Source organism: Microbacterium sp. J1-1, from assembly GCF_024498615.1.
In the GTDB taxonomy this organism is placed as follows: Bacteria; Actinomycetota; Actinomycetes; order Actinomycetales; family Microbacteriaceae; genus Microbacterium; species Microbacterium aurugineum.
On record NZ_CP089590.1, the window covers coordinates 1812569 to 1834644 of the forward strand.

Here is a 22076-nt window from a genome sequence, read left to right on the forward strand (position 1 = left end):
GGATCGACGGATGTCGCTCGGCGCGCATCTCGTCGAACTGCGCAAGCGTCTGATGTACGCGGCGCTGGCACTCGTGGTCGGGATGGTCATCGCGTTCATCGTGGCGGACCCCGTGATCCACTTCATCACGGAACCGATCCGTATCATCACGGAGAAGCGCGGCGATAATTTCAGCGCGTTGAACTTCGGTACGGTCACGTCCGCGTTCGACATGCGCATGCGTATCGCCTTTTCCATCGGTCTGTTCATCTCGGCGCCTGTGTGGCTCTGGCAGATCTGGGCGTTCATCATGCCCGGACTGACCCGCAAGGAGATCAAGTACACCGTCGGGTTCGTCGTCGCGGCGGTTCCGCTGTTCTTCGCCGGCTGCTATCTCGGCGTGATGATCATGCCGCACGTGATCGAGCTCATGTGGAGCTTCACCCCGGACGGCGCAACCAACTTCTACTACGCGCAGGAGTACTACGACTTCGTCTTCAAGCTGATGATCGTGATCGGCGTCTCCTTCGTGCTCCCCGTGTTCCTGGTGGCGCTGAATCTGTCCGGGGTCATGTCGGGCCGGGCGATCCTGAAGGGATGGCGTGTGGCCATCCTCATCGCGACCGTGTTCGCGGCCCTGGCGACGCCGGCAGCCGACGTGGTCAGCATGCTGATGCTCGCCGGAATCCTGATCGTCCTGTTCTTCGCCGCCGCCGGACTGTCCCTCATCTTCGATCGGCGAAAGCGGAAGCGTGACGATGCGTCAGGGCTCCTGCCGGACGCGGTATGAGTTCACCTTCCGAGAAGTACGCCCGGGCGCGCCAGGCGGCCGAGCACCCGGAGTCGTCCGCGTTCGCCGCGTTGCAGAAGTTCCAGCTGGATCCCTTCCAGGTGGCGGGGTGCCACGCGCTGGAGAACGGACGCAGCGTGCTCGTCGCCGCACCGACCGGAGCAGGAAAGACGATCGTCGGCGAATTCGCGATTCACCTCGCGATGCAGACGCCGACCGACAAGGCGTTCTACACGACACCCATGAAGGCCTTGTCGAATCAGAAGTTCCGGGAGCTGGTCGACGTCTACGGCGCCGATCAGGTGGGACTGCTCACCGGCGACACCAACATCAACGGCAATGCGCGCATCGTGGTGATGACGACCGAAGTCCTGCGCAACATGATCTACGCCGACTCCACGGCGCTCCGGGATCTCCGTTACGTGATCATGGACGAGGTCCACTACCTCGCTGACCGTTTCCGCGGCGCCGTCTGGGAAGAGGTCATCATCCACCTGCCTGCGCAGGTGCGGCTGGTCTCCCTGAGCGCCACGGTCTCGAACGCCGAGGAGTTCGGGGACTGGCTCGACACGGTGCGCGGCGACACCGAAGTGATCGTCTCCGAGATCAGGCCGGTGCCGTTGGAGCAGCACGTGCTCGTGCGGGACGACCTGCTTCCCCTGTTCGATGACCGCGCCGGCCTCGCCACGGCCCAGGTCAACCAGGAGTTGATGCGCATCCGCTCATCGACCGCGTCGACGTATGACAACAACCGACAGGCGCAGGCGTATCGGAGCAATCGGCATGCGGGCCGACAGGCGCAGCGCCCTTCCCGAGGAGGCCGCCGTCCCGTCCGTGCCGCGAATGCGCGCCGGATCGAACGGATGGATCGTCCGGATGTCGTGCGCCTTCTGGAGCGCTCGAACCTCCTCCCGGCGATCTTCTTCATCTTCAGTCGCGTGGGGTGCGACGCGGCCGTGCAGCAGGTGCGTCGCTCCGGCGTCCGTCTGACGTCGACGGAGGAGAGAGCTGAGATCCGGGCCATCGTCGAGGACCGCACCCGCACCCTCCAGGACGAAGACCTCGACGTCCTGGGCTACTGGGAGTGGCTGGACAACCTCGAACGCGGTGTCGCCTCTCATCACGCCGGTCTTCTACCCGCCTTCAAGGAGGTCGTGGAAGAGCTGTATCAGCGCAAGCTCGTCAAGGTGGTGTTCGCGACCGAGACCCTGGCTCTCGGCATCAATATGCCGGCTCGTACGGTCGTGCTCGAGAAGATGGAGAAATTCAACGGCGAGGCACGCGTCGCGATCACGTCGGGGGAGTACACACAGCTCACCGGTCGCGCCGGACGCCGTGGCATCGACGTCGAGGGCCACGCCGTCGTGCAGTGGACCGAGGGGATGGATCCCCAGGCCGTCGCTGCCCTCGCGTCCCGACGCACATACCCCCTGAACTCGAGCTTCCGTCCGACGTACAACATGGCCGTGAATCTGATCGACATGTTCGGCAAACCCCGAGCGCGGCAGATCCTCGAGTCGTCCTTCGCGCAGTTCCAGGCGGATCGTGCCGTCGTCGGCCTCGCTCGGCAGGTGCGCGAAGCCGAGGAGTCGCTCGCCGGTTATCAGAGCGCGATGGCTTGTGAACACGGGAGCTTCCCGGAGTACGCCGCGATCCGCCGCGAACTGAGCGATCTCGAGAAGAAGAACCGCCAGGACTCCCAGGCGCCGCGAGCGTCACGGGACAAGCGGATGAAGCGCATCCAGACCCTGCGTACGCAGATGCAGCGCCACCCGTGCCACCGTTGTCCTGACCGCGAGGCTCATGCCCGCTGGGCGGAGCGCTATTGGAAGCTCAAGCGCCAGACAGACCGGATCCGGCGCCAGATCGAGACACGCACCGGAACGGTCGCGCGGGTGTTCGACCGCGTCGTCGAGGTCTTGGAGACACTCGACTACGTGACGCATGATGGCGCGGACACGACGCTGACGGATGCCGGACGCACGATGCGCCGTATCTACGGCGAGCGGGATCTGCTGGTGGCCGAGTCCCTGAGACAGGGGCTCTGGGCGGGCTTGGATGCTCCTTCGCTGGCAGCCATGGCCTGCTGCCTCGTGTACGAACCGCGACGCGATGAAGCCAATTCGGGGGAGCGCGGCCTGCCGCGTGGCGCATTCCGCACCGCCTACGAGAAGACCACCACGCTCTGGGCTGAGTTGGATGACCTGGAACAGGACCACCATCTTCCCGGCAGCGAGCCGCTCGCCGCCGGTCTGGCGGGCGCCATGCACGCCTGGGCGCGCGGGGGAGCGCTGGACCGGGTCCTGATCGACGCCGACATGGCAGCGGGAGACTTCGTGCGCTGGGCCAAGCAGACCATCGATCTGCTGGATCAGCTCTCGATCGTCGCGGAGGATGCCGCGCTGGCGCGTACCGCGCGGAGCGCTCTCGACGGAGTCCGCCGCGGCATCGTGGCCTACTCGTCGATGTGAGGGTGGACACGATGCCCGAACGCCCCGCTCCGCAGCGCGCCCTTCTCCCGCTCTGGGCGGCCGTCCTCACCGCGGGCGTCGCCGCCGCCCTCATGGACCTGGCGTATCCGGAGGCAGCCGTCTGGGTTCTCGCTTTCCCCGCTGTGGGGCTTCTGCTCGTCGCGCTGATCGGCCGTCGCTTCGGGGGCGCCCTGCTCGTCGGACTCGTGTACGGAGTTCTCTTCTTCGCGCTCATGGTGTCGTGGACGTCGCGCTACCTCGGTCCGATCCCCTGGGGTGCGCTCAGTGTCGTCGAAGGCGGACTCACCGCGTTCGCCCTCATTCCGATCGCTCTGGCCTACCGGTGGCTGCCTCGTGCCTTCCCCGGTGCCGCAGGGCGCCTCCTGGGGCTTCCGGCTGTGGTGGCCGCTCTCTGGGTCGGCAGGGAGCTCTTCGTCGGCTCCTGGCCCTACGGCGGCTTCCCATGGGCCCGGCTCGGCATGAGCCAGGCCGAGAGCCCGCTCGCCCCCGTGTCCTCCTGGCTCGGGGTCAGCGGACTCAGCTTCCTGATGGTGCTGCTGGTCGCGATGCTGGTGGAGGTGGTGCGGCTGCGCCTGTGGCGGTGGCCCCTCCGATTGTCGGCACCGGCCGTGGTCATCCTCGTGCTGCTGTTCACCCCGCTCTTCCCGACCTCGCCCTCGGGCTCGATGCGGATCGCGGCGGTGCAGGGGAACGGCCCGACGGGATACTTCGATGAGCGCGAAGCGTTCTCCGTGATCCAGGCGCAGACGGACGCCACCGCACCTCTGTACGGAGAAAACGTCGACCTGCTCGTGTGGCCGGAAGGGTCCTTGGACGCCGATCCGTTCCAGAACGACGCGATCGCCCGGCGGATGACGCTCGTCTCGAACCGCATCGATGCGCCTCTGCTCGCCAACGCGGCGACGGGGCGTGACGACGTCTACTTCAACACGTCGATGCTCTGGACGGCCGACGGCACGGCTACGCAGCTGCACGACAAGAGACATCCGGTCCCGTTCGGCGAGTACGTTCCGGATCGTCCCTTCTTCAACGCGCTGGCGCCCGATCTGATCGGTCTGATCCAACGGGAGTACACGCCGGGATCCAACCCGCCGGTCGTCGACGTGGACGGCGTCACGATCGGCCTGGCCATCTGCTTCGACGTCATCTATGACGACGTCATTTGGGAAGGCCTGAACGACGGTGCCGAGGTCCTGGTGTTCCAGACCAACAACGCGGACTTCCGCGGCACCGACGAGAACCTCCAGCAGCTCGCGTTCGCACGGATGCGAGCGATCGAGACCGGTCGCAGTGTCGTGAACGTGTCGACGGTCGGCACCAGCCAGGTCATCCGCGCGGACGGTTCGACCGTCACGAGCCTCGACGCAGGAGAGGCCGGTGCGATGCTCGACGATGTCGAACTTCGTACCGGCCTCACAGCGGGTGTGCTCCTGGGCCCCGTGATCCAGCAGCTGCTGCTCTGGGGCGGTGTCGGCGCGCTCCTCTTCGGGTGGTGGCGCGCCAGGGGGCGTTAAGCCCCGATCTTCTCCCGCGTCGGGTCTTCTCCTGCACCGCGACGGGCGCGGATGAAGGCGAGGCGCTCTTCCAGGAGCTCCTCGAGCTCCGCTCGCGTGCGGCGCTCCATCAGCATGTCCCAGTGGGTGCGTGCGGCCTTCTCATCGCTTGCTTCGAGCGTCACGGCCTCGCCGTCGACGTTCAGACGGGCTTCCGCGCCGCACGCACGGCACTCCCACGTCTGGGGCGGCTCGGCGTCCGCTGCGAACATCAGGTTCGTGACGTGTCCGCACGTGTCACAGGTGTAGGTCGTTTCGCGGCGCTCCATGAAAACGACGCCCTCTTCGCTCTGTAGGCTCTGGGCGCCGAGCCGGATGCCGCGCAGGCTGCGATCTGCCATTTTGTGGTCCTCTCGTCGCTGTCAGGTATAACGCTCCAGCCTGTGCGCTTCATCCACGCGGGCGACTTCGCGGCGGAATTCACAGCCGAATCCCAGCGCCGGAGGTTATGGGGCGCGTCGGCGACTACTTCGCAGAGAGCGTGGCCAGTGCGACGTCGGCATGGTCGGACACGATGCCGTCCACTCCGGCCGTAACGAGTCGGAGCATGTCGACGGGGTCGTTCACGGTCCAGACGTGGATCTCGACGCCGCGGCGGCGGGCGGTGCGGAGCAGGGCCGGGGTGAGTACGGTCAGCTTCCCGTGGCGCTCCGGGATCTGAAGCGCATCGATGTCTTCGAGCACACGACCGGGGGAGAGGTGCAGTGCGGAGAGTGCTCGGAGAGCGGCGATGGTGCGGCTCCCCCCGGAGGTGGCCGGTCGGAGCGCGGCGCCCGCCTTCAGCACGGACGCGACCGTGCCACGGCGATTCGAGTCAGAGAAGCTCGTCACCAGCACGCGGTGAGCGTGGTCGGCGAGGATCGGCCCAAGTGGCTCGACAGCGGCGGACGTCTTCACGTCGACGTTGAAACGGACTTCGGGGAACGAATCGAGCGCCTCCGAGACGGTGAGCAACCCGCCATGGTCGGCGAACATCTCGCGCAGTTCGCGCGTGCGAACGTCGCGTACGGCTCGCTTGTCGCCCAGGAGGCGATCGAGTGTCGAATCGTGGAACAGCACGACGTCACCGTCAGCGGTCACCTGGCAGTCGGTCTCGACGTACTCGGCGCCGGCGGCATGGGCGGCGGCGATGGCTGCGGCCGAGTTCTCCCAGACGCCCGAGTCCTCGCCGGCCGCGGTGATCAGACCGCGGTGGGCGAGGACTCGGGGATGCCGTGCCTTCGAGAAGTACGGGTGCGTCACGCGCCCGGCAGTGTGTTGGTCGGGCCCTGGCCCGGCTTCGGCGTGAATGCGCTGCCGATGCCCTTGAGCGCCTCGGTGAGTTCGCTCGGGATGATCCACAGCTTGTTGGACTGGCCTTCGCTGATCTTCGGCAGCATCTGCAGGTACTGGTAGGCGAGCAGCTTGTCGTCCGGCGCACCCTGATGAATGGCGCTGAAGACGTTCTGGATCGCTTCGGCTTCACCCTGGGCACGGAGCACCGCAGCCTGCTTGTCGCCCTCTGCCCGGAGGATCTCGGCTTGACGGGAGCCCTCCGCTTCGAGGATCGCCGACTGCTTGGTGCCCTCGGCGGTGAGGATCGCCGCGCGACGGTCACGCTCGGCGCGCATCTGCTTCTCCATGGAGTCCTGGATCGAGATGGGCGGGTCGATCGCTTTCAGCTCGACGCGTCCGACACGGATGCCCCACTTGCCCGTCGCCTCGTCCAGCACGACGCGCAGCTGGCCGTTGATGTTGTCGCGACTGGTGAGTGCCTCTTCGAGGTTGAGCCCACCCACGACGTTACGCAGGGTAGTGGTGGTCAGCTGCTCGACGGCACCGAGGTAGTTCGCGATCTCGTAGGTGGCGGCGCGGGCATCCGTGACCTGGAAGTACACGACGGTGTCGATCGAGACGACGAGGTTGTCCTCGGTGATCACCGGTTGCGGCGGGAACGAGACGACCTGCTCGCGCATGTCGATGAGCGGACGAAGACGGTCGATGAAGGGGACCAGGATGTTCAGACCTGGAGTGAGGGTCTTGTGGTAGCGCCCGAGGCGCTCGACCACGCCGGCAGTCGCCTGCGGAATGATGCGGATGGCCCGTGCGACGGTGACCACCACGAAGATGATCACGGCGATGGCGAGGATCCATCCGATCGCTGCGGGGATGAACGATGCGTCGTCCACGGGAACTCCTAGTCGTTGACGGGTCGGACGATGGCGGTGGCGCCGTTGATCACGCTCACGGCGATCGGCGCCCCCGAGGGAATCGGAACGGAGGTCGAAGTCCGCGCGGTCCAGGTGTCGCCGTTCGCGAGCTTCACTTGCCCGGAGATCTGGGTGATCTCACTCAGGGCCACACCGCGCAGGTCGAGAAGGGCATCGACGTTCGATTTCGTCGGATCCTCCCCGCGGTGCAGACGCTTAAGCAACGGGGGCCGGAGGAACAGGATGAAGACCGCCGCAGCGGCCGCTGCGATGATCACCTGCACCCACACGGGCACACCCAGCAGATCGGTCACGAGACCGACGACGCTGCCGAAGGCGAGCATGAGGAACGTGAAGTCCAGCGAGAGCATCTCGATGACGAGGAAGACGGCGATCAGGACCAGCCAGCCGATCCACGCCCATTGGTCGATGAACGTGACGAATGTCGTGAAGTTGTCCATGCGGCCTCCTTTCTGGTCAACGTACCACGCGGAGGCCCGCCCATCCGGGTGCCCCGGCGCGCGCTTGATAGTGTGAGAGGGCCGTGCGATCACGGCTTTTTCACGCATCATGAGGAGTCACCGTGACCGACGTTCTTCCCGCAGGATCCCTCGAAGGCAAGGTCGCGCTTGTCACCGGTTCATCACGCGGGATCGGCGCCGACACCGTGCGCTACCTCGCGGAGGCTGGCGCCGATGTGGTCATCAACTACCGCAACAAGGCGCCGCGAGCAGAGAAGCTCGCCACGCAGCTGCGCGAGCTCGGTCGCCGCGCGCTGGTCGTCGGCGCGGATCTCACAGATCCGGCCTCGGTCGCCGAGATGTTCGAGGCGGTCCGCGCTGAGTACGGACGCCTCGACGTGCTGGTGCTCAACGCGTCCGGTGGCATGGAGTCGGGGATGGCGGAGGACTACGCGCTCACGTTGAACCGTGACGCACAGCTGAACGTGCTCGAGGCTGCGACGCCGCTGCTCGGAGACGGTGCACGGGTGGTCTTCGTCACCAGCCACCAGGCCCACTTCATCCGCACCACGCCCACGATGCCGGAGTACGAGCCGGTCGCGCTGTCGAAGCGCGCCGGGGAAGACGCGCTTCGTGAGCTCATCCCGAGCCTTGCCGAGAAGGGGATCGGCTTCACGGTCGTCTCCGGAGACATGATCGAGGGAACGATCACTGCGACCCTGTTGGAGCGGGCGAACCCCGGCGCGATCGCCGAGCGGCGGGAGTCGGCAGGCAAGCTCTACAACGTCTCCGAGTTCGCTGCCGAGGTGGCCAAGGCCACGGTCGATCCTGTGCCGGCTGACAACACACGCCTGGTCGGCGATGTGAGCGCGTTCGCCGCGGAGTGACCTCCGACCTACGGAACGGCCCCGTCCTGCTGGATGCAGGACGGGGCCGTTCTGTTCGAGGGGGAGATCAGCTGGCCGTGTCTCCCTGAACGGCGGCCACATACTCCTTCTCGTCCTTGCCGAGCGTGAAAGCACGCACGATCTGGATGATGCCGAGAACGATCAGGGAGATGCCGAGCAGCAGCCAGAATGCGAAGCCGGCGATCAGCGGCGAGAACAGGACGATGATTCCGGCGACGATGCTCAGGAGTGCGTAGAGAACGGTCCAGACGCGCGAGCCATCGCTGCCCAGAAGCGTCAGGGCCACGACGCCATCGACGATCCAGCTGATGCCGATGAAGATCACGACCACGAACGCGAGCGTGGCCGCAGCTGCATTCAAGTTGAAGAACGCGATGATGCCGGCCGCGACGTAGAGCAGTCCGAGGACGATGTGCCCCACGCGGGCCCATCCGCCCTTGGCGCTCGAGAAGATGCCCAGCCCGATGTAGACGAGTCCGGCGACGACCAGGTAGGAGGCGAAGATCGCCGTCACGATGACCGCGGACTTCACCGGCCAGACGAGGAGGACGATTCCGGCGACGAGCGCGAGAACACCGGCGACGGCGAGCGAGATGCGAATCGATTTGAACAGTGACTTCGCCTCGGTGAGTGGTTCAGACATGGTTGGGGACCCCTTTCTGAGAAAATCCTGTGAGGATGCTTCCTCAGGGTAGCGCCCTCACAGCCCCGAATGGGGAGGAGTCGCCGTTCGCGTTTCATTCCGTCACACCAGGACACCCGGCGTCATGACACTATCGACTTCGTGACGGGTCCGGATGATGCGCGCTTGCGCGAGCTCACAGTGATGCGAAGAGGGCGGGATCGCATCGATCGCGAGTATGCCCGGCCGCTGGATGTCGAGGCGCTGGCCCTGGGTGTGCACATGTCGGCGGGGCACCTGAGTCGGTGCTTCCGGGACGCATACGGCGAATCGCCGTACTCGTACCTGATGACGAGACGGATCGAGCGGGCGATGGCACTCCTGCGCCGTGGCGACCTCACGGTCACCGAGGTCTACTTCGAAGTCGGCTGCTCATCGCTCGGCACGTTCAGCACCCGGTTCACCGAGCTGGTCGGTGTCTCACCCCGCGTGTACCGTGAACGAGCAGCGCACGTCGAAGGGATTCCCTCGTTCCAGGCCAAGCAGGTCACACGACCGATCAGGAATCAAGAAGCACCCCGCATCGATGCCCATCTAACGTGAAAACCATGAACATCAGCATCCACTACGCCTTCCTGCCTCACACCGACGCCGAAGCTGCGCTCGGGTTCTACCGAGATGCGCTCGGCTTCGAGGTGCGCAACGACGTCGGGTACGACGGTCTCCGCTGGCTCACGGTCGGACCGGAGGGACAGCCCGAGACATCGATCGTGCTTCACCCACCGGCAACCGACCCCGGCATCACCGACGCCGAGCGGCAGACGATCCTCGAGCTGATCGCCAAGGGCAGCTACGCCGCGCTCACCCTCGCGAGCGACGACCTCGACGGGCTCTTCGAACGGCTCGTCGAACGAGGGGCCGACGTCGTGCAGGAACCCATGGACCAGCCTTACGGCGTCCGCGACTGTGCTTTCCGGGATCCGGCAGGCAACCTGCTCCGTATCAACCAGGCCGCCTGAACCCTCCACCGAATCGACGAAGGACGCTGATGACCACCGAGCACCCCGCCGACACCCACGACCTGATCCGCGTTCAGGGCGCGCGCGAGAACAATCTGAAGGATGTCAGCGTAGAGATCCCGAAGCGACGTCTCACCGTGTTCACCGGCGTATCGGGTTCAGGCAAGAGCTCCCTCGTCTTCGACACGATCGCCGCGGAATCCCGCCGGATGATCGATGAGACGTACAGCGCTTTCGTGCAGGGATTCATGCCGTCGGTGCCGCGTCCCGACGTCGACGTCCTGGAGGGGCTGACCACGGCGATCATCGTCGATCAGGAGCGACTCGGCGCGAATCCGCGCTCGACCGTCGGAACGGTCACCGATGCCAACGCGCTGCTGCGCATCCTGTTCAGCAAGCTCGGGCAGCCCTACATCGGCGGACCGACGGCCTTCTCTTTCAACATCCCGACGCAGAAGGCCAGCGGCGTCATGACCGGTCCCGGCGGCGAGAAGAAGATCGTGAAGGATGCGATCTATCTGGGCGGCATGTGTCCGCGTTGCGAGGGGAGGGGAGCGGTGTCGGACCTCGATCTCACGCAGATCGTCGACGAGTCCAAGTCGCTCGATGAGGGCGCCATCATGGTCCCCGGCTACACCGCCGACGGGTGGATGGTGAAGGGCTTCTCCCAGTCGGGGTTCTATCCGTCCGACAAACCGATCTCGGAGTTCACGGACAAGCAGCGGCATCTGTTCCTCTACGGCGAGGTCACGAAGGTGAAGATCTCGGGGATCAACATGACCTACGAAGGTCTGATCCCCAAGATCACCAAAGCGATGCTCTCGAAGGATCTCGACGCACTCCAGCCGCACATCCGAGCCTTCGTCGAACGCGTCGCCACCTTCGCTGTCTGCCCGGAGTGCGACGGCACGCGGCTCACTGAAGGTGCGCGCTCTTCGAAGATCGAGGGCGTCAGCATCGCGGATGCGTGCCGAATGCAGGTGACCGACCTGGCTGAGTGGGTGCGCGGCCTCGATCTTCCCGGCGCCGGACCGCTGTTGCAGGCGCTCAGCGCCAACCTGGACGCATTCGTCACGCTGGGACTGGGATACCTCAGCCTCGAGCGGCCGTCGGGCACGCTGTCCGGGGGAGAGGCGCAACGCATCAAGATGCTGCGGCACCTCGGCTCTTCGCTCACGGACATCACTTACGTGTTCGACGAGCCGACGATCGGCCTGCACCCGCACGACATCCAGCGGATGAACGGCCTGCTGCTGCAACTGCGCGACAAGGGGAACACCGTTCTCGTCGTCGAGCACAAGCCTGAGACCATCGCGATCGGCGATCACGTCGTGGATCTGGGGCCGGGAGCCGGCAGCGCGGGCGGAGAGATCTGCTACGAGGGCTCGGTCGAGGGGCTGAAAGCGAGCGGAACGAAGACCGGAGATCATCTCGAAGACCGCGCGACGTTGAAGGACGAGGTGCGAACGGGGTCGGGAACGATCGAAGTACGCGGCGCATCGGCCAACAATCTGCAGGACGTCGATGTCGATATCCCTACCGGAGTCCTCACCGTCGTGACCGGTGTCGCCGGGTCGGGCAAGAGCTCACTCATCCATGGATCGGTGTCCAATCAGGATGGCGTCGTCGCGATCGACCAGGCCGCCATCAAGGGGTCCCGCCGCAGCAACCCTGCCACCTACACAGGGCTCCTCGAACCGATCCGGAAGGCGTTCGCGAAAGCGAACGGCGTGAAGCCGGCGCTGTTCAGCGCGAACTCGGAAGGCGCGTGTCCGTCATGCAAGGGGGCGGGCGTCATCATCACCGAACTCGGTTTCATGGACACGATCGAGACGCCGTGCGAGGACTGCGGAGGTAAGCGCTTCCAGGCGGGCGTGCTGGAGTACAAGCTCGCGGGCAAGGACATCACCGAGGTCCTCGATCTGCCGGTCGCCGAGGCCCGGCTCTTCTTCGGCGACGGCGAGGCGAAGCTACCCGCCGCAGCGGCAATCCTCGGTCGCATGGAAGACGTGGGACTCGGATATCTGTCGCTCGGGCAACCGCTGTCGACGCTGTCAGGCGGCGAACGCCAGCGTCTCAAGCTCGCGATCCAGATGGGGGAGAAGGGCGACGTCTACGTGCTCGACGAGCCCACGACAGGTTTGCACCTCGCGGATGTCGACAAGATCCTGGGCCTGCTGGATCGACTCGTCGACGCGGGGAAGACCGTGATCGTGATCGAACACCATCAAGCGGTCATGGCGCACGCGGACTGGATCATCGATATCGGCCCGGGGGCCGGTCATGACGGCGGGAAGATCGTCTTCGAAGGAACGCCGAGAGATTTGGTATCCCAAAAGTCGACGCTCACGGGGGAGCACCTCGCGGAGTACGTCGGAGCGTGAGTCGGGCAGGGGGACAGTCCGCCCGGCGTTGCGCCCCGCTTTGTCGCGGTCTCAGTCCCGGCGAGCGATGATCGTGTAGGTGCACGGCAGCTTGTCGCGCTCTGCATCGGGCCAGGCATAGCCGCCGGGAACCTCTACCATGCGGTCACTGAAGCGCCACGGCAGGGTTCGGCCTTCGTCGAAGTGGATGAGTCGGAGACCAGCGCGCAGCAGAGCACCGAGGATCTCGGACAAGGGGTGCGGCCACTCGTACGTGCGCGTGTGAGCGAGGCGCCCCTCACCGACGTAGGTGCTGTCGTCGTCCCACTGCTGCGCATGCCCGGTCGCGAAGTAGGAATAGCGTGTGGTGAGCTCTACAGCGTTCTCATCGAGTGCGTAGAGGGCGGGGTGGCCGTCACGGATGAAAAACATGCCGCCCGGGCGCAGCAGGGCCACGATCTGGGCGGCCCAGCGGTCCAGATCGCTGAGCCAGGTGATCGTCCCGATGCTCGTGTAGACGACATCGAAGTCGCCGTCGACTGCGGCACGCGCATCGAGAACGTCGGTCTCCACCCAGGTGGCATCGATACCAAGGCGCGCAGCGAGTTGGGCGGCAGCACGGAGCGCGGACGGCGAGAAGTCGACACCGGTGACCGTGGCGCCCGCGCGAGCCAGCGAGACCGTGTCGGTGCCGATGTGACACTGCAGATGGCACAGGTCGAGCCCGGAGAGCGAACCCGACGGAAGGAATGACTTCATCGCGACCAGATCGTCGCGCACGACGTCGCTGAGATGAGCCGGGTCGTCGAACGCGTCGAGACCGTACGCTTCTTCGTGCACAGGCACGCGATCTTCCCAGTTCTCCTGGTTCGCCAGCCGCGCAGATTCCCAGTCGACGTCGACGCTGTTCCCGTTCACGCAGCGAGCCTATCGAGCACCCCGCTCTAGTTCGAGCGATATCCGATAATGCACATTATGTCAGCGCGAACTCTGGCACTCACCCCGCTAAGCGCAAACCATCCCGGCCCTGAATCAGTCCCAACGACTGGCCCTCATCCCCTGACGCCCGTCGCTCCCGCAGCATTCAAATGGGGAGACACACGACAGCCAGCGGAAGCCGCTCGGCGTGAACCGCCTCTAAGTCTCGTAGGGGCTGGCCTTCACCCTGCCTCGTAGCCATTGGACCGGCCACACGAAATGCGCAACGGAGAGGGCGAACACGCCCCAAGCAATGGCCAAAAGTCCCCAAAGTACCGCGGCTGCGGACGCGCCGCCCTCCCCCGGGCTCACGGCCAGCGCCGCGGTGATTCCGATTAGAGCGATGAATCCAACGACCGCACCGGCCACCGTGATCGCGCCGTTCGCGAGCCACCGAGACCGAAGCGCCGGAAGGAGTCGAATCGGCAGTCCGATGACCATTGCGAGGACCATCGATGGTACGGCGACCAACACGCCACTGAAGACGATTCCGATGAGTGACATCGCTCCGTCATACTCGTTGCCGCCGGCCCCTGAGGCGATCATGCCGGTCCCCACGATCACCGCCGCTACGAACAAGACGAACCCACCCACAAAGAACTGAGCGATCGTCAATCTCCGAAGGTCGATCTCCGGCCGCGAAGTGCCCTCATCGCCAGCGGTTGACACGTTCGCCGCCCCGTTTGTGCTCACGTCTCGATCTTACGAGTTCGCCCCGCGGAGGTGGAGAAGCCGCCCATCACCCTCGCGCTCCCCGTCGCACCGCGTTGCTGCTGGGGCTGCGGACGCTCCCGATCCTCCCGAACCGGGGCGCCCACCGAGCCGCCTCCGCGTTGCACGACGTCATCGAAACGCCACCAAGTGACTACGAGCTGTTGGAAAGCGGCGACACAGGATCGCCAGCAGTCTCGATCAGGTCTCTCCTCCTCTCGCTGCGGCAGGAACTGCGAGGATAGGTTCGATGACTTCCGCCGGCAGTGACTCCACGTGTCTCGTCATCCTGCGCGGCGATGCCGCGTCAGGCAAGACGACGACGGCGACGGCACTGCGGCAGGTTCTCCACGGTCGTCGGGTGGCTCTCATCTCTCAGGATCACTTTCGCCGCGAGGTGCTGCACGACCCCGATCGGCGCCGGCTATCCCGGGACGCGAGCACGCTGAACATCGGTGCAGCCAGACAGGCGTTGGACTTCGGATATGACGTCATCCTCGATCGGGTCTCAATCTCCGCGACTATTCCGACGTCCTCGAACGTTTGCATCTCGATCACCTCGGAACCACGCTCATCTACCAGTTCGACGTCGGCCTCGACGAGACGATTCGGCGTCATGCGGGAAGACCGCTCGCGACCGCCTTCGGAGAGGACGAGCTCCGCGCATGGTACGACGGATGGCAGCCCCTCCCCTGGTTCGAAGAGACGCGAGTGGGCCGCGAGGTGTCGACCGACGAGCTGGTGTCATCGATCCTGCAGAACCTCAGGCATAGGGGTCCGCACCGCCCGACAGGCGAGAGCGCCTAGTCCGAAGTCGGCATCGACGAATGAACCTCGGCGATAGGCTCCGATCGTGGACAGAGTGAAAGATGATGTGTATGGGTTCCTGGTGGCGGCGTCACGCGCCGATGAACTCGTGCGCTTGGACGAGATCATCCGTGAAGCACTGCCTGGGGTGGACCGTGTGCTGTGGCGAGGCAAGATGTGGGGCGGCACGGATCAAGCGATCGTGGGCTACGGCACGATCGCTCAGCCCCGCCCTCGGGGCGGGAGCGTCGACTGGTTCCTCGTGGGGCTCGCGGAGCAGAAGAGCCACTTGTCGGTCTACGTGAACGCGGCTGAGAACGGCGAGTACCTCGTGCGTGCGCGCGCTCATCAGCTCGGGAAGGTCAAGGTCGGCGCTGCGGCGATCACCTTCCGGTCGGTCGACGACCTTGACCTCGCGGAGTTCCGCTCGTTGCTCCAAAAGGCGCGGGAGCTCGAACTCCCCGGATAGCACGTCCGCGTAACGCCTCGTAGCGCCTGGGTCGCGGTGAGATGAGAGCCCCGGCGGGACTCCTACTGTGTGGACCAGACGCCGAGCTCGTTGCCCGTCGGGTCTGCGAAGTGGAGGCGTCGTCCACCGGGGAACTCGTACGGCGCCTGGAGGATCGTGCCGCCGGCCTTCTCGATCACAGCTTGCGTGGCGTCGAGGTCTTCGGAGTAGAGGAGCACGAGAGGACCGCCGACCGGCCGCGGCTCATCCGCGAGCATCAGCCCACCGGATTCATTGCCGTCGTCACGCGGTGAAACAATCCCTGCGTATCCGGGGCCGTAGTCGTGGAAGCCCCAACCGAACGCCTCACGGAAGAAGTCCTTGGACTTCTCCAGATCGGTGACGACGAGCTCGATGTAGTCGAGTGAGTGGTGCAGAGATGAACCTGTCATGACGCCACCGTAGCCACCGTCACCGACAACGCTCCGCGGGCACTGAAGCCCGGTGGGAGAGGAGTAGCGTTGAGGCGTGCCGCCGGTCTCCCCCTCCCCCGTGTCGACGCCGGGGTTGCGCGCATGGATCATCTGGTCGGTCGGTGTCGCGGCCTACGTCCTCGCCATCACGAATCGCACCTCCCTCGGCGCGGTCGGCGTCGAAGCGGCGGACCGGTTCCAGGCGGATGCGTCGACGCTGGCAATGTTCGCCGTGGTGCAGCTCGCCGTCTACGGCGGAATGCAGATTCCTGTCGGGGTGCTCCTCGATCGCTTCGGATCACGACCGATCATGACGGTCGGCATGCTGCTCATGGCGGCTGGTCAGCTGACGATGGCGCTGTCTCCGAACATCGGGATCGCGATCTGCGCGCGTGTGCTGCTCGGCGCCGGCGACGCTGCGATCTTCCCCGCCGTGCTTCGACTCGTCGCGACCTGGTTCCCCGCGCAGCGTGGACCGCTGATGGTGCAGTTCACCGGAATCATCGGCCAGGCCGGCCAGCTGATCGCGCTGGTCCCGCTTGCAGCGCTGCTCCACGCGACGACCTGGAGCATCACGTTCGGAAGCATCGCGGGACTCGGTCTGCTGTTCGCGATCCTCGTGGCGCTGGTCATCCGCAACCATCCCCCGGAGCAGGGCGCGGACGTCACCGTCAACACGGATACGGGTGTGGTCCGCGTCGTCACGTCTGCGATAGATACCGGTGTCGGCATACGCGCGGCGTGGGCTCATCCCGGCACCAGGCTCGCCTTCTGGTCGCACTTCACCACTCCCTTTGCGGGTACTGCTTTCGTGCTGCTGTGGGGAATGCCGTTCCTCACAGCCGGCGAGGGTCTCGACACAGCGCACGCGGCGGGCATCATCTCCGTATATGTCGTTGCGGGAATGTTTCTCGGGCCGATCATCGGCGACCTCTCCCGCCGACACCCGAATCACCGCTCGCTCGCGCTCGTGCTCCCCGCCGTCGGAGTGCAGATGGCAGCGTGGATCGCTGTCATCGCTCTCCCCGAAGCGGCGCCGATCTGGCTCCTCTACGTGCTGGCGATCGCTCTCGCCACCGGCGGCCCCGCTTCGATGATCGCCTTCGACCACGCTCGGACGCACAACCCGAGTCATCGTCTGAGCACCGCGACCGGTGTCACGAACGCGGGAGGCTTCATCGCCGCATTGATCGCGATCTTCCTCATCGGACTCGCGCTCGACCTGCAGGGCGCGGGGACCCCCGAGACTTATTCGTTGGAGGCCTTCAGGATCGCCTTCCTCATGCCCATCCCGCTGTGGATCCTCGGGGTGACCTTCATCCTGATCGAACGCAAACGCACTCGGATCCGCATCGGCCTCGATCCGGAACGTCGGCGCTGAGGGACGCTCAGCGGAGCAGGTGCTGGAGTGTCTCCACGATCAACTCCACGCTGACGCGCTCCGGCACCTCCGCATCGCCTGCTTCGAACTCCGCGAGCTCGATCCCCCGCACGGAGTCCGGCGGTAGCGCAGCGAAGATCGCGGCGATCTGGTGAGGCAGCAGTCCTCCCCCGACGCGGTACGCGGCAGGGATGTAGCCAGGCTCGAGGACGTCCCAATCGACGTGGATCCACACCGGGCGACCCGCGACCGACTCGAGGACGCGCTCGGGCGTGCTCTCCGACGGGGGGATGACGGTGACGCCGGCATCGGCGAGCAGCTGCTGCTCAGCGGTGTCGATGTCCCGGCCACCGACCACCACCACCTGTCTCGGATCGAGGCCCGCCCCGTGTCCGCTGTCCCAGAGCCCACACGCAGCGGCCAGGACCATACCTCCCAGATACCCGGAATCGGTCGTATCGGGTGTGTTGAAGTCGCCGTGCGCGTCGATCCAGAGCACGACGGCCTCGGGGTGATGCGCGGCCGCCGTCGGCAACGTGCCGAGGCTCGCCGCGCAGGTGTTGGTGATCAGGAGAGGCGTCGTGCCATCCGCGATGGCGTCGCTCACCGCGGTGCGCAGCCCTCTCAACGTCGTCTCCGCTTCGGGAAGTGCGACGGACCAATCATCGATCTCGCTCGGTGTCGGCGTGCCGATGATCAGCGGGTCGACAGCGAGAAGTGACGACACCGCTTCACCCACGCGTCGTGCGCCCGCGAGCGCCCCATCGGTACGATCGGCGACGCGGCCCTGGGAGACGATGAGCGAGTATTCCGATGCCATGGAAACAGCTTTCCACCCGTGCTGCTCCCCGCCAAACCGTCGGACGGCGAGACTTCCCTCTGCGGACTCCGGAGACTGCGAGAGAGACGTCACCGTCGACGCGGCGTCCAACCCGACGGAAGCGGCCCGTCCTGCACAGCACGCTCGCGGTCGGCTCGGGCTGACCACCCCTGTGCCTGTTCGAGCGTGTTGAACGCTCCTCGAGCAAGCCGGAGGCCGACGTCTTCGTGATGCATCCGCGGCGCTCCCCCTCGGCGGACGGAGGCGCGGACACTCCACGCATCGTCAGCGAATCCGCCCCCGCGGAACACCCGGTAGTCGTCGTAGCGGGCAGGATCCAGGAGGTCCCAGCACCACTCCCATACGTTGCCGAGGGTGTCGAAGAGACCGTGGAGGTTCGGGAGCTTCCCCCCGACATCTTGCGGAGACGAGACGCCGTCCGTGCTCGTCCACGCCGCGTCGGCAAGAGGCGCATAGTGCGGCCCGGTCGACCCCGCGCGACACGCGAACTCCCATTCCGCCTCGGTGGGCAGTCGGTAGCCGTCGGCCGTCGTGTCCCAGGCGACCTCCTCGCCCTCGAACAGATAGACCCGGTCCAACCCTTCCCACTCGGAGGCGGCGTTGCAGAAGTGGACGGCGCGCAACCAGCTCAGGTCGGCTGCGGGGCGTCGCGGGTGGCGCATCGGAATGCCCAGTACCTCGGTGAGCTGCGCCTCGGTCACCGGGTACACGCCGATCTCGTATGGCTCAAGCGTCACCTCACGCTGCTCGCCGCGTCGCGCATCGCGGAGCGTCACGACCCCGGCGGGGATTCGCGCGAGCTCGATGTCGGTCACTCCGCGTCACTCCGCGGCATCACGACGGGACCCGTTCGACCCAGGCCGGGTATTTCGCCGCACGACCGTCGCCCGACGAGGTGCGCGTCACTCGTCGGCGCACCCAGGGCCCGACGAACTCTCGGTAGTACGCGAGGCCCGATGGTCCTGCACCCATGCGATCGCTCGGCGCCCACCAGGTCTCCGGAGGCTCGAACCCGAGCGCGTGGAGCACCCTGGCAGCGACACGGTGATGGCCGGCCGCGTTCATGTGCAGACGATCGTCGGCCCAGTACGCGCCGCGAGAGAGTTCGCGATCGGGCCAGTTGAGCGCCCGGATGACGTCGGGGCGTCCTTCGATGCGTCGGAGCACCGCCTCGGAGAGCAGGTCTCCCCTGCGCTGGACGAGGGAACCCATCGGCAGCTGCCCGCTCGGGTTCGCACCGGAGAGCAGGATCATGGTCACGCCCTCCTCGTCGCAGCGACGCAGCACCCGGCTGAAGGCGTCGGCGATGTGCTCGACGTCGGTGCGCGGTCGCAGCATGTCGTTGCCACCGCCGTTGAAGGAGAGGTGGGTCGGGCGCAGCGCGAGCGCTGGTTCCAACTGCTGCTCCACGATCGGCCAAGCCAGCTTGCCCCGGATCGCGAGGTTCGCATACTGGATCGGGTGTCCGGCCGCATCGGCCCATCCTTGAGCTGCGAGGTCCGCCCAACCGCGCTCCCGCCCATCCGGAAGGACGTCACCGACCCCCTCTGTGAAGGAGTCGCCGATCGCCACGAACCGCACATCTGCCATCGTCCCAGCTTATTGCGGGTCGACGACACCAGGGATCAGCGATCGTCGAGCGCTCGCCCGCGTCGATCGACGAGCCCCCAGGCGGCGGCGGCAGCTCCGAGGAAGCATGCCCCGAAGACCGCGAACAGCAGCGGCGCTCCCCCGGCGACCAGCAGCACGGGAACGGACAGCGGAGCCACGATCGACGCGATACGGCCCACTCCGGCAGCCCAGCCCGCTCCTGTCCCCCGCAGCGACGTCGGATAGATCTCGGGCGTCACGGCGTAGAGCGCACCCCACGCACCGAGGTTGAAGAACGACAGCGCCATGCCCGCCGCGATGATCGCACCCTCTGTCGTCGCGGTGCCGAAGATCACGGCGGCGACCGCCGAGCCGAGAAGGAACACCGACAGCGTCACACGGCGCCCCCACACCTCGATCAACCACGCGGCGACGGCATAGCCCGGAAGCTGCGCCAACGTGATGATCAACGTGAAACCGAATGAACGCACCAGATCGAACCCGGCGTCGACGAGGATGCTCGGGATCCAGATGAACGCTCCGTAGTAGGCGAAGTTCACCCCGAGCCACACCACCCACAGGCACAGGGTGCGCAGCCGGAACTCCGGGTTCCAGAGTGTCGCCAGCCGCGCTCTCGCCGTGACCGCGATCGCACGGGAGGCGGGTTCCTTCCGGATCGCGGGTGCGACTTCCACACCGGCATCGGTCTCGAACGCCGACACGATGCGGTCTGCCTCCGCGATGCGTCCTCGTGAGGCGAGCCAGCGAGGTGACTCCGGCATGCGCCAACGTACGAAGAGTGCGTACGCCGCGGGGATCGCGCCCAGCGCGAACGCCCAGCGCCAGCCGTCGTCCGAAGCCGGGATGACCAGGAAGCCGATCACCGCGGCGGCGGTCCATCCGAGCGCCCAGAAGGCCTCCAGCACCACGATCAGGCGGCCACGGATCCGCGCGGGTGCGAACTCGCTCACATAGGTCGACGCCACCGGGAGCTCTGCGCCGAGGCCGAGTCCCACCAGGAACCGCAGGACCAGGAGCGCCACCAGTCCTCCCACCAAGGCGCTGGCACCGGTCGCGATGCCGTACACGAGCAGCGTGAGGGCGAAGACCTGCCGCCGGCCGAAACGATCGGCGAGGAGCCCGCCGAGTGTGGCCCCGACTGCCATGCCGATGAATCCGACCGAGGCGATCCAGCCGGCCTCGCCTTTCGTCAGCCCCCACTGCTGCGTGAGCGCGGCGAGGATGAACGAGATGAGGCCGACATCCATCGCGTCCAGCGCCCAACCGACCCCGGACCCTGTCAGCAGGCGGAGGTGTCGACGTGTGAACGGCAGGACGTCCAGGCGCTCAGCCAGCGATGAGCGGCCCGGCAGGGCGGAGTTGGCCATGTTCTTCATCGTAGAGCCGAGCGCCTGACGTCCTGCGCGTGATGTCGTCAGTCCTGCGCGTCGAGGATCCGCTTCACGCGCGGGATCACTTCGGTCCCGTACAGCTCGATGCTGCGCATCATCGACTCATGCGACAGGGTGCCGGTGGCGTACTTCAGGTCGAACCGCCCGAGACCGAGCATCGTGATCGTGTCTGCGATCTTCGCGGCGACACGGTCCGGTGAACCCGCGTAGATCGCGCCTTCCGGTCCGACGTCATTCTGGAAGCGCGCGCGACTGTACGCCGGCCAGCCGCGCTCCCGGCCGATGGTGTTGTTCATCGCTTCGAACCCGGAGTAGGCCGCGTCCCAGGCTTCCGCATCCGTCTCGGCGATGTGGCCGGGCGAATGCACCGAGACAGGGTGCGAGGTGGTTCCGAAAGACGCGACAGAGCGGTGGTACAGATCGACGAAGGGCTTGAACCGTGCCGCCGGCCCCCCGATGATGGCGAGCATCAGACCCAGACCGTGACGCGCGACCCGTACGACGGACTCCGGGCTGCCACCCACCCCCACCCAGGTACGAAGACCCTTCTCGGTCTTGGGGAACACGTTCGCATTCTCCAGCGAGGCGCGCATGGTACCCGACCATGTCACGGGCTCTTCCTTGAGGAGTTCGACGAACAGCTCGAGCTTCTGCTCGAACAGCGCGTCGTAGTCCCGCAGGTCGTAGCCGAAGAGCGGAAAGGACTCGATGAAGGAGCCGCGGCCGAGGACGACCTCGGCTCGGCCGTTCGAGAGGGCGTCCAAGGTCGAGAAGCGCTCGAACACGCGGACCGGATCATCCGAAGACAGCACCGTCACCGCCGTGCCGAGGCGGATGTGTTCGGTGCGCGCAGCGATAGCGGCGAGCACCATCTCCGGCGCGGACACCGCGAACTCTTCGCGGTGGTGCTCCCCCACCCCGAAGAAGTCCACACCGACCGTGTCTGCGAGTTCAGCCTGCTCCACGACGTTGCGGATCGTCTGCGCCCCGGTCAGGAGCTTCCCGCCCGCGTCCCTCGTGATGTCGCCGAAGGTGTCCAGTCCGAATTCGATGCCCATG

At 66.2% G+C, this 22076-nt stretch carries 23 protein-coding genes; 10 read left to right on the plus strand and 13 right to left on the minus strand.

Going from position 1 to position 22076, the window contains the following annotated elements:
• Positions 1-10 precede the first annotated feature (10 nt).
• From tatC to lnt, 3 genes are read left to right on the plus strand one after another with little or no spacing between them, the layout of a single operon-like run.
• On the plus strand, positions 11-769 hold the full coding sequence (gene tatC, locus LRQ07_RS08610) for a twin-arginine translocase subunit TatC (RefSeq protein ID WP_131491103.1): 759 nt from the start codon (positions 11-13) through the stop codon (positions 767-769).
• Complete coding sequence (locus LRQ07_RS08615; protein WP_153244114.1) at positions 766-3240, plus strand: DEAD/DEAH box helicase; 2475 nt, start codon at positions 766-768, stop codon at positions 3238-3240. Before tatC ends, LRQ07_RS08615 begins: the two co-directional genes overlap by 4 nt.
• Before the next feature lie 11 nt (positions 3241-3251).
• A complete protein-coding gene (gene lnt / locus LRQ07_RS08620) occupies positions 3252-4775 on the plus strand; it encodes an apolipoprotein N-acyltransferase (protein ID WP_256536396.1) in 1524 nt (507 codons plus the stop codon).
• Here the strand turns inward: lnt and LRQ07_RS08625 are convergent.
• The 4 genes from LRQ07_RS08625 to LRQ07_RS08640 form a co-directional block, all read right to left on the minus strand.
• The gene (locus tag LRQ07_RS08625) at positions 4772-5155 is read right to left on the minus strand and encodes an RNA polymerase-binding protein RbpA (protein ID WP_047519600.1); all 384 of its coding nucleotides are present in this window, start codon (positions 5153-5155) and stop codon (positions 4772-4774) included. The genes lnt and LRQ07_RS08625 overlap by 4 nt on opposite strands.
• 124 nt (positions 5156-5279) lie before the next feature.
• Positions 5280-6056, minus strand: coding sequence for a glycerophosphodiester phosphodiesterase family protein (locus LRQ07_RS08630; protein WP_256536397.1), 777 nt, complete (start codon positions 6054-6056; stop codon positions 5280-5282).
• Positions 6053-6982 carry an SPFH domain-containing protein gene (locus tag LRQ07_RS08635; RefSeq protein WP_052193254.1) on the minus strand — a complete coding sequence of 310 codons (930 nt, stop codon included), beginning with the start codon at positions 6980-6982 and terminating at the stop codon, positions 6053-6055. Before LRQ07_RS08635 ends, LRQ07_RS08630 begins: the two co-directional genes overlap by 4 nt.
• A gap of 8 nt (positions 6983-6990) precedes the next feature.
• Positions 6991-7464 carry an NfeD family protein gene (locus LRQ07_RS08640; RefSeq protein WP_232761857.1) on the minus strand — a complete coding sequence of 158 codons (474 nt, stop codon included), beginning with the start codon at positions 7462-7464 and terminating at the stop codon, positions 6991-6993.
• A gap of 122 nt (positions 7465-7586) precedes the next feature.
• Between LRQ07_RS08640 and LRQ07_RS08645 the strand changes: the two genes are divergently transcribed.
• Positions 7587-8351, plus strand: coding sequence for an SDR family oxidoreductase (locus tag LRQ07_RS08645; protein WP_047519594.1), 765 nt, complete (start codon positions 7587-7589; stop codon positions 8349-8351).
• A gap of 67 nt (positions 8352-8418) precedes the next feature.
• On the opposite strand, the gene LRQ07_RS08650 is transcribed toward LRQ07_RS08645, so the two are convergent.
• On the minus strand, positions 8419-9015 hold the full coding sequence (locus LRQ07_RS08650; protein ID WP_047519592.1) for an HdeD family acid-resistance protein: 597 nt from the start codon (positions 9013-9015) through the stop codon (positions 8419-8421).
• Positions 9016-9198: 183 nt separating this feature from the next.
• On the opposite strand from LRQ07_RS08650, the gene LRQ07_RS08655 reads away from it, so the two are divergent.
• Genes LRQ07_RS08655 through LRQ07_RS08665 form a run of 3 tightly spaced genes read left to right on the plus strand, consistent with a single transcriptional unit; the run spans position 9199 to position 12397 of the window.
• On the plus strand, positions 9199-9597 hold the full coding sequence (locus tag LRQ07_RS08655; RefSeq protein ID WP_256536428.1) for a helix-turn-helix transcriptional regulator: 399 nt from the start codon (positions 9199-9201) through the stop codon (positions 9595-9597).
• A gap of 5 nt (positions 9598-9602) precedes the next feature.
• Entirely contained in the window at positions 9603-10013 is a 411-nt protein-coding gene (locus LRQ07_RS08660; RefSeq protein WP_131491019.1) for a VOC family protein, read from the plus strand.
• 29 nt (positions 10014-10042) lie between these two features.
• Positions 10043-12397, plus strand: coding sequence for an ATP-binding cassette domain-containing protein (locus LRQ07_RS08665; protein ID WP_256536398.1), 2355 nt, complete (start codon positions 10043-10045; stop codon positions 12395-12397).
• Between the two features lie 51 nt (positions 12398-12448).
• Here LRQ07_RS08665 and LRQ07_RS08670 read toward each other — a convergent pair whose 3' ends face one another.
• Together LRQ07_RS08670 and LRQ07_RS08675 are read right to left on the minus strand one after the other, a co-directional pair.
• On the minus strand, positions 12449-13294 hold the full coding sequence (locus LRQ07_RS08670) for a class I SAM-dependent methyltransferase (RefSeq protein WP_256536399.1): 846 nt from the start codon (positions 13292-13294) through the stop codon (positions 12449-12451).
• A gap of 219 nt (positions 13295-13513) precedes the next feature.
• Entirely contained in the window at positions 13514-13969 is a 456-nt protein-coding gene (locus tag LRQ07_RS08675; RefSeq protein ID WP_256536400.1) for a hypothetical protein, read from the minus strand.
• A gap of 346 nt (positions 13970-14315) precedes the next feature.
• On the opposite strand from LRQ07_RS08675, the gene LRQ07_RS08680 reads away from it, so the two are divergent.
• Positions 14316-14909, plus strand: coding sequence for a zeta toxin family protein (locus tag LRQ07_RS08680; protein WP_256536401.1), 594 nt, complete (start codon positions 14316-14318; stop codon positions 14907-14909).
• A 9-nt stretch (positions 14910-14918) separates the two neighbouring features.
• Positions 14919-15341 (plus strand): DUF1801 domain-containing protein, encoded by a 423-nt coding sequence (locus LRQ07_RS08685; RefSeq protein WP_256536402.1) that lies wholly within the window; start codon positions 14919-14921, stop codon positions 15339-15341.
• Positions 15342-15403: 62 nt separating this feature from the next.
• On the opposite strand, the gene LRQ07_RS08690 is transcribed toward LRQ07_RS08685, so the two are convergent.
• The gene (locus LRQ07_RS08690) at positions 15404-15772 is read right to left on the minus strand and encodes a VOC family protein (protein ID WP_256536403.1); all 369 of its coding nucleotides are present in this window, start codon (positions 15770-15772) and stop codon (positions 15404-15406) included.
• Between the two features lie 76 nt (positions 15773-15848).
• Here LRQ07_RS08690 and LRQ07_RS08695 point away from each other — a divergent pair, with 76 nt between their 5' ends.
• On the plus strand, positions 15849-17174 hold the full coding sequence (locus LRQ07_RS08695) for an MFS transporter (protein ID WP_256536404.1): 1326 nt from the start codon (positions 15849-15851) through the stop codon (positions 17172-17174).
• Between the two features lie 7 nt (positions 17175-17181).
• On the opposite strand, the gene LRQ07_RS08700 is transcribed toward LRQ07_RS08695, so the two are convergent.
• From LRQ07_RS08700 to LRQ07_RS08720, 5 genes are all read right to left on the minus strand, one after another.
• Positions 17182-17994, minus strand: coding sequence for an arginase family protein (locus LRQ07_RS08700; protein WP_256536405.1), 813 nt, complete (start codon positions 17992-17994; stop codon positions 17182-17184).
• 89 nt (positions 17995-18083) lie between these two features.
• Complete coding sequence (locus LRQ07_RS08705; protein ID WP_256536406.1) at positions 18084-18830, minus strand: formylglycine-generating enzyme family protein; 747 nt, start codon at positions 18828-18830, stop codon at positions 18084-18086.
• A gap of 19 nt (positions 18831-18849) precedes the next feature.
• Positions 18850-19605: an SGNH/GDSL hydrolase family protein gene (locus LRQ07_RS08710; RefSeq protein WP_256536407.1), complete on the minus strand. Its 756-nt coding sequence runs from the start codon at positions 19603-19605 to the stop codon at positions 18850-18852.
• Between the two features lie 35 nt (positions 19606-19640).
• On the minus strand, positions 19641-20993 hold the full coding sequence (locus LRQ07_RS08715; protein WP_256536408.1) for an MFS transporter: 1353 nt from the start codon (positions 20991-20993) through the stop codon (positions 19641-19643).
• A 47-nt stretch (positions 20994-21040) separates the two neighbouring features.
• On the minus strand, positions 21041-22075 hold the full coding sequence (locus tag LRQ07_RS08720; protein WP_256536409.1) for an LLM class flavin-dependent oxidoreductase: 1035 nt from the start codon (positions 22073-22075) through the stop codon (positions 21041-21043).
• Between the last annotated feature and the right edge of the window lies 1 nt (position 22076).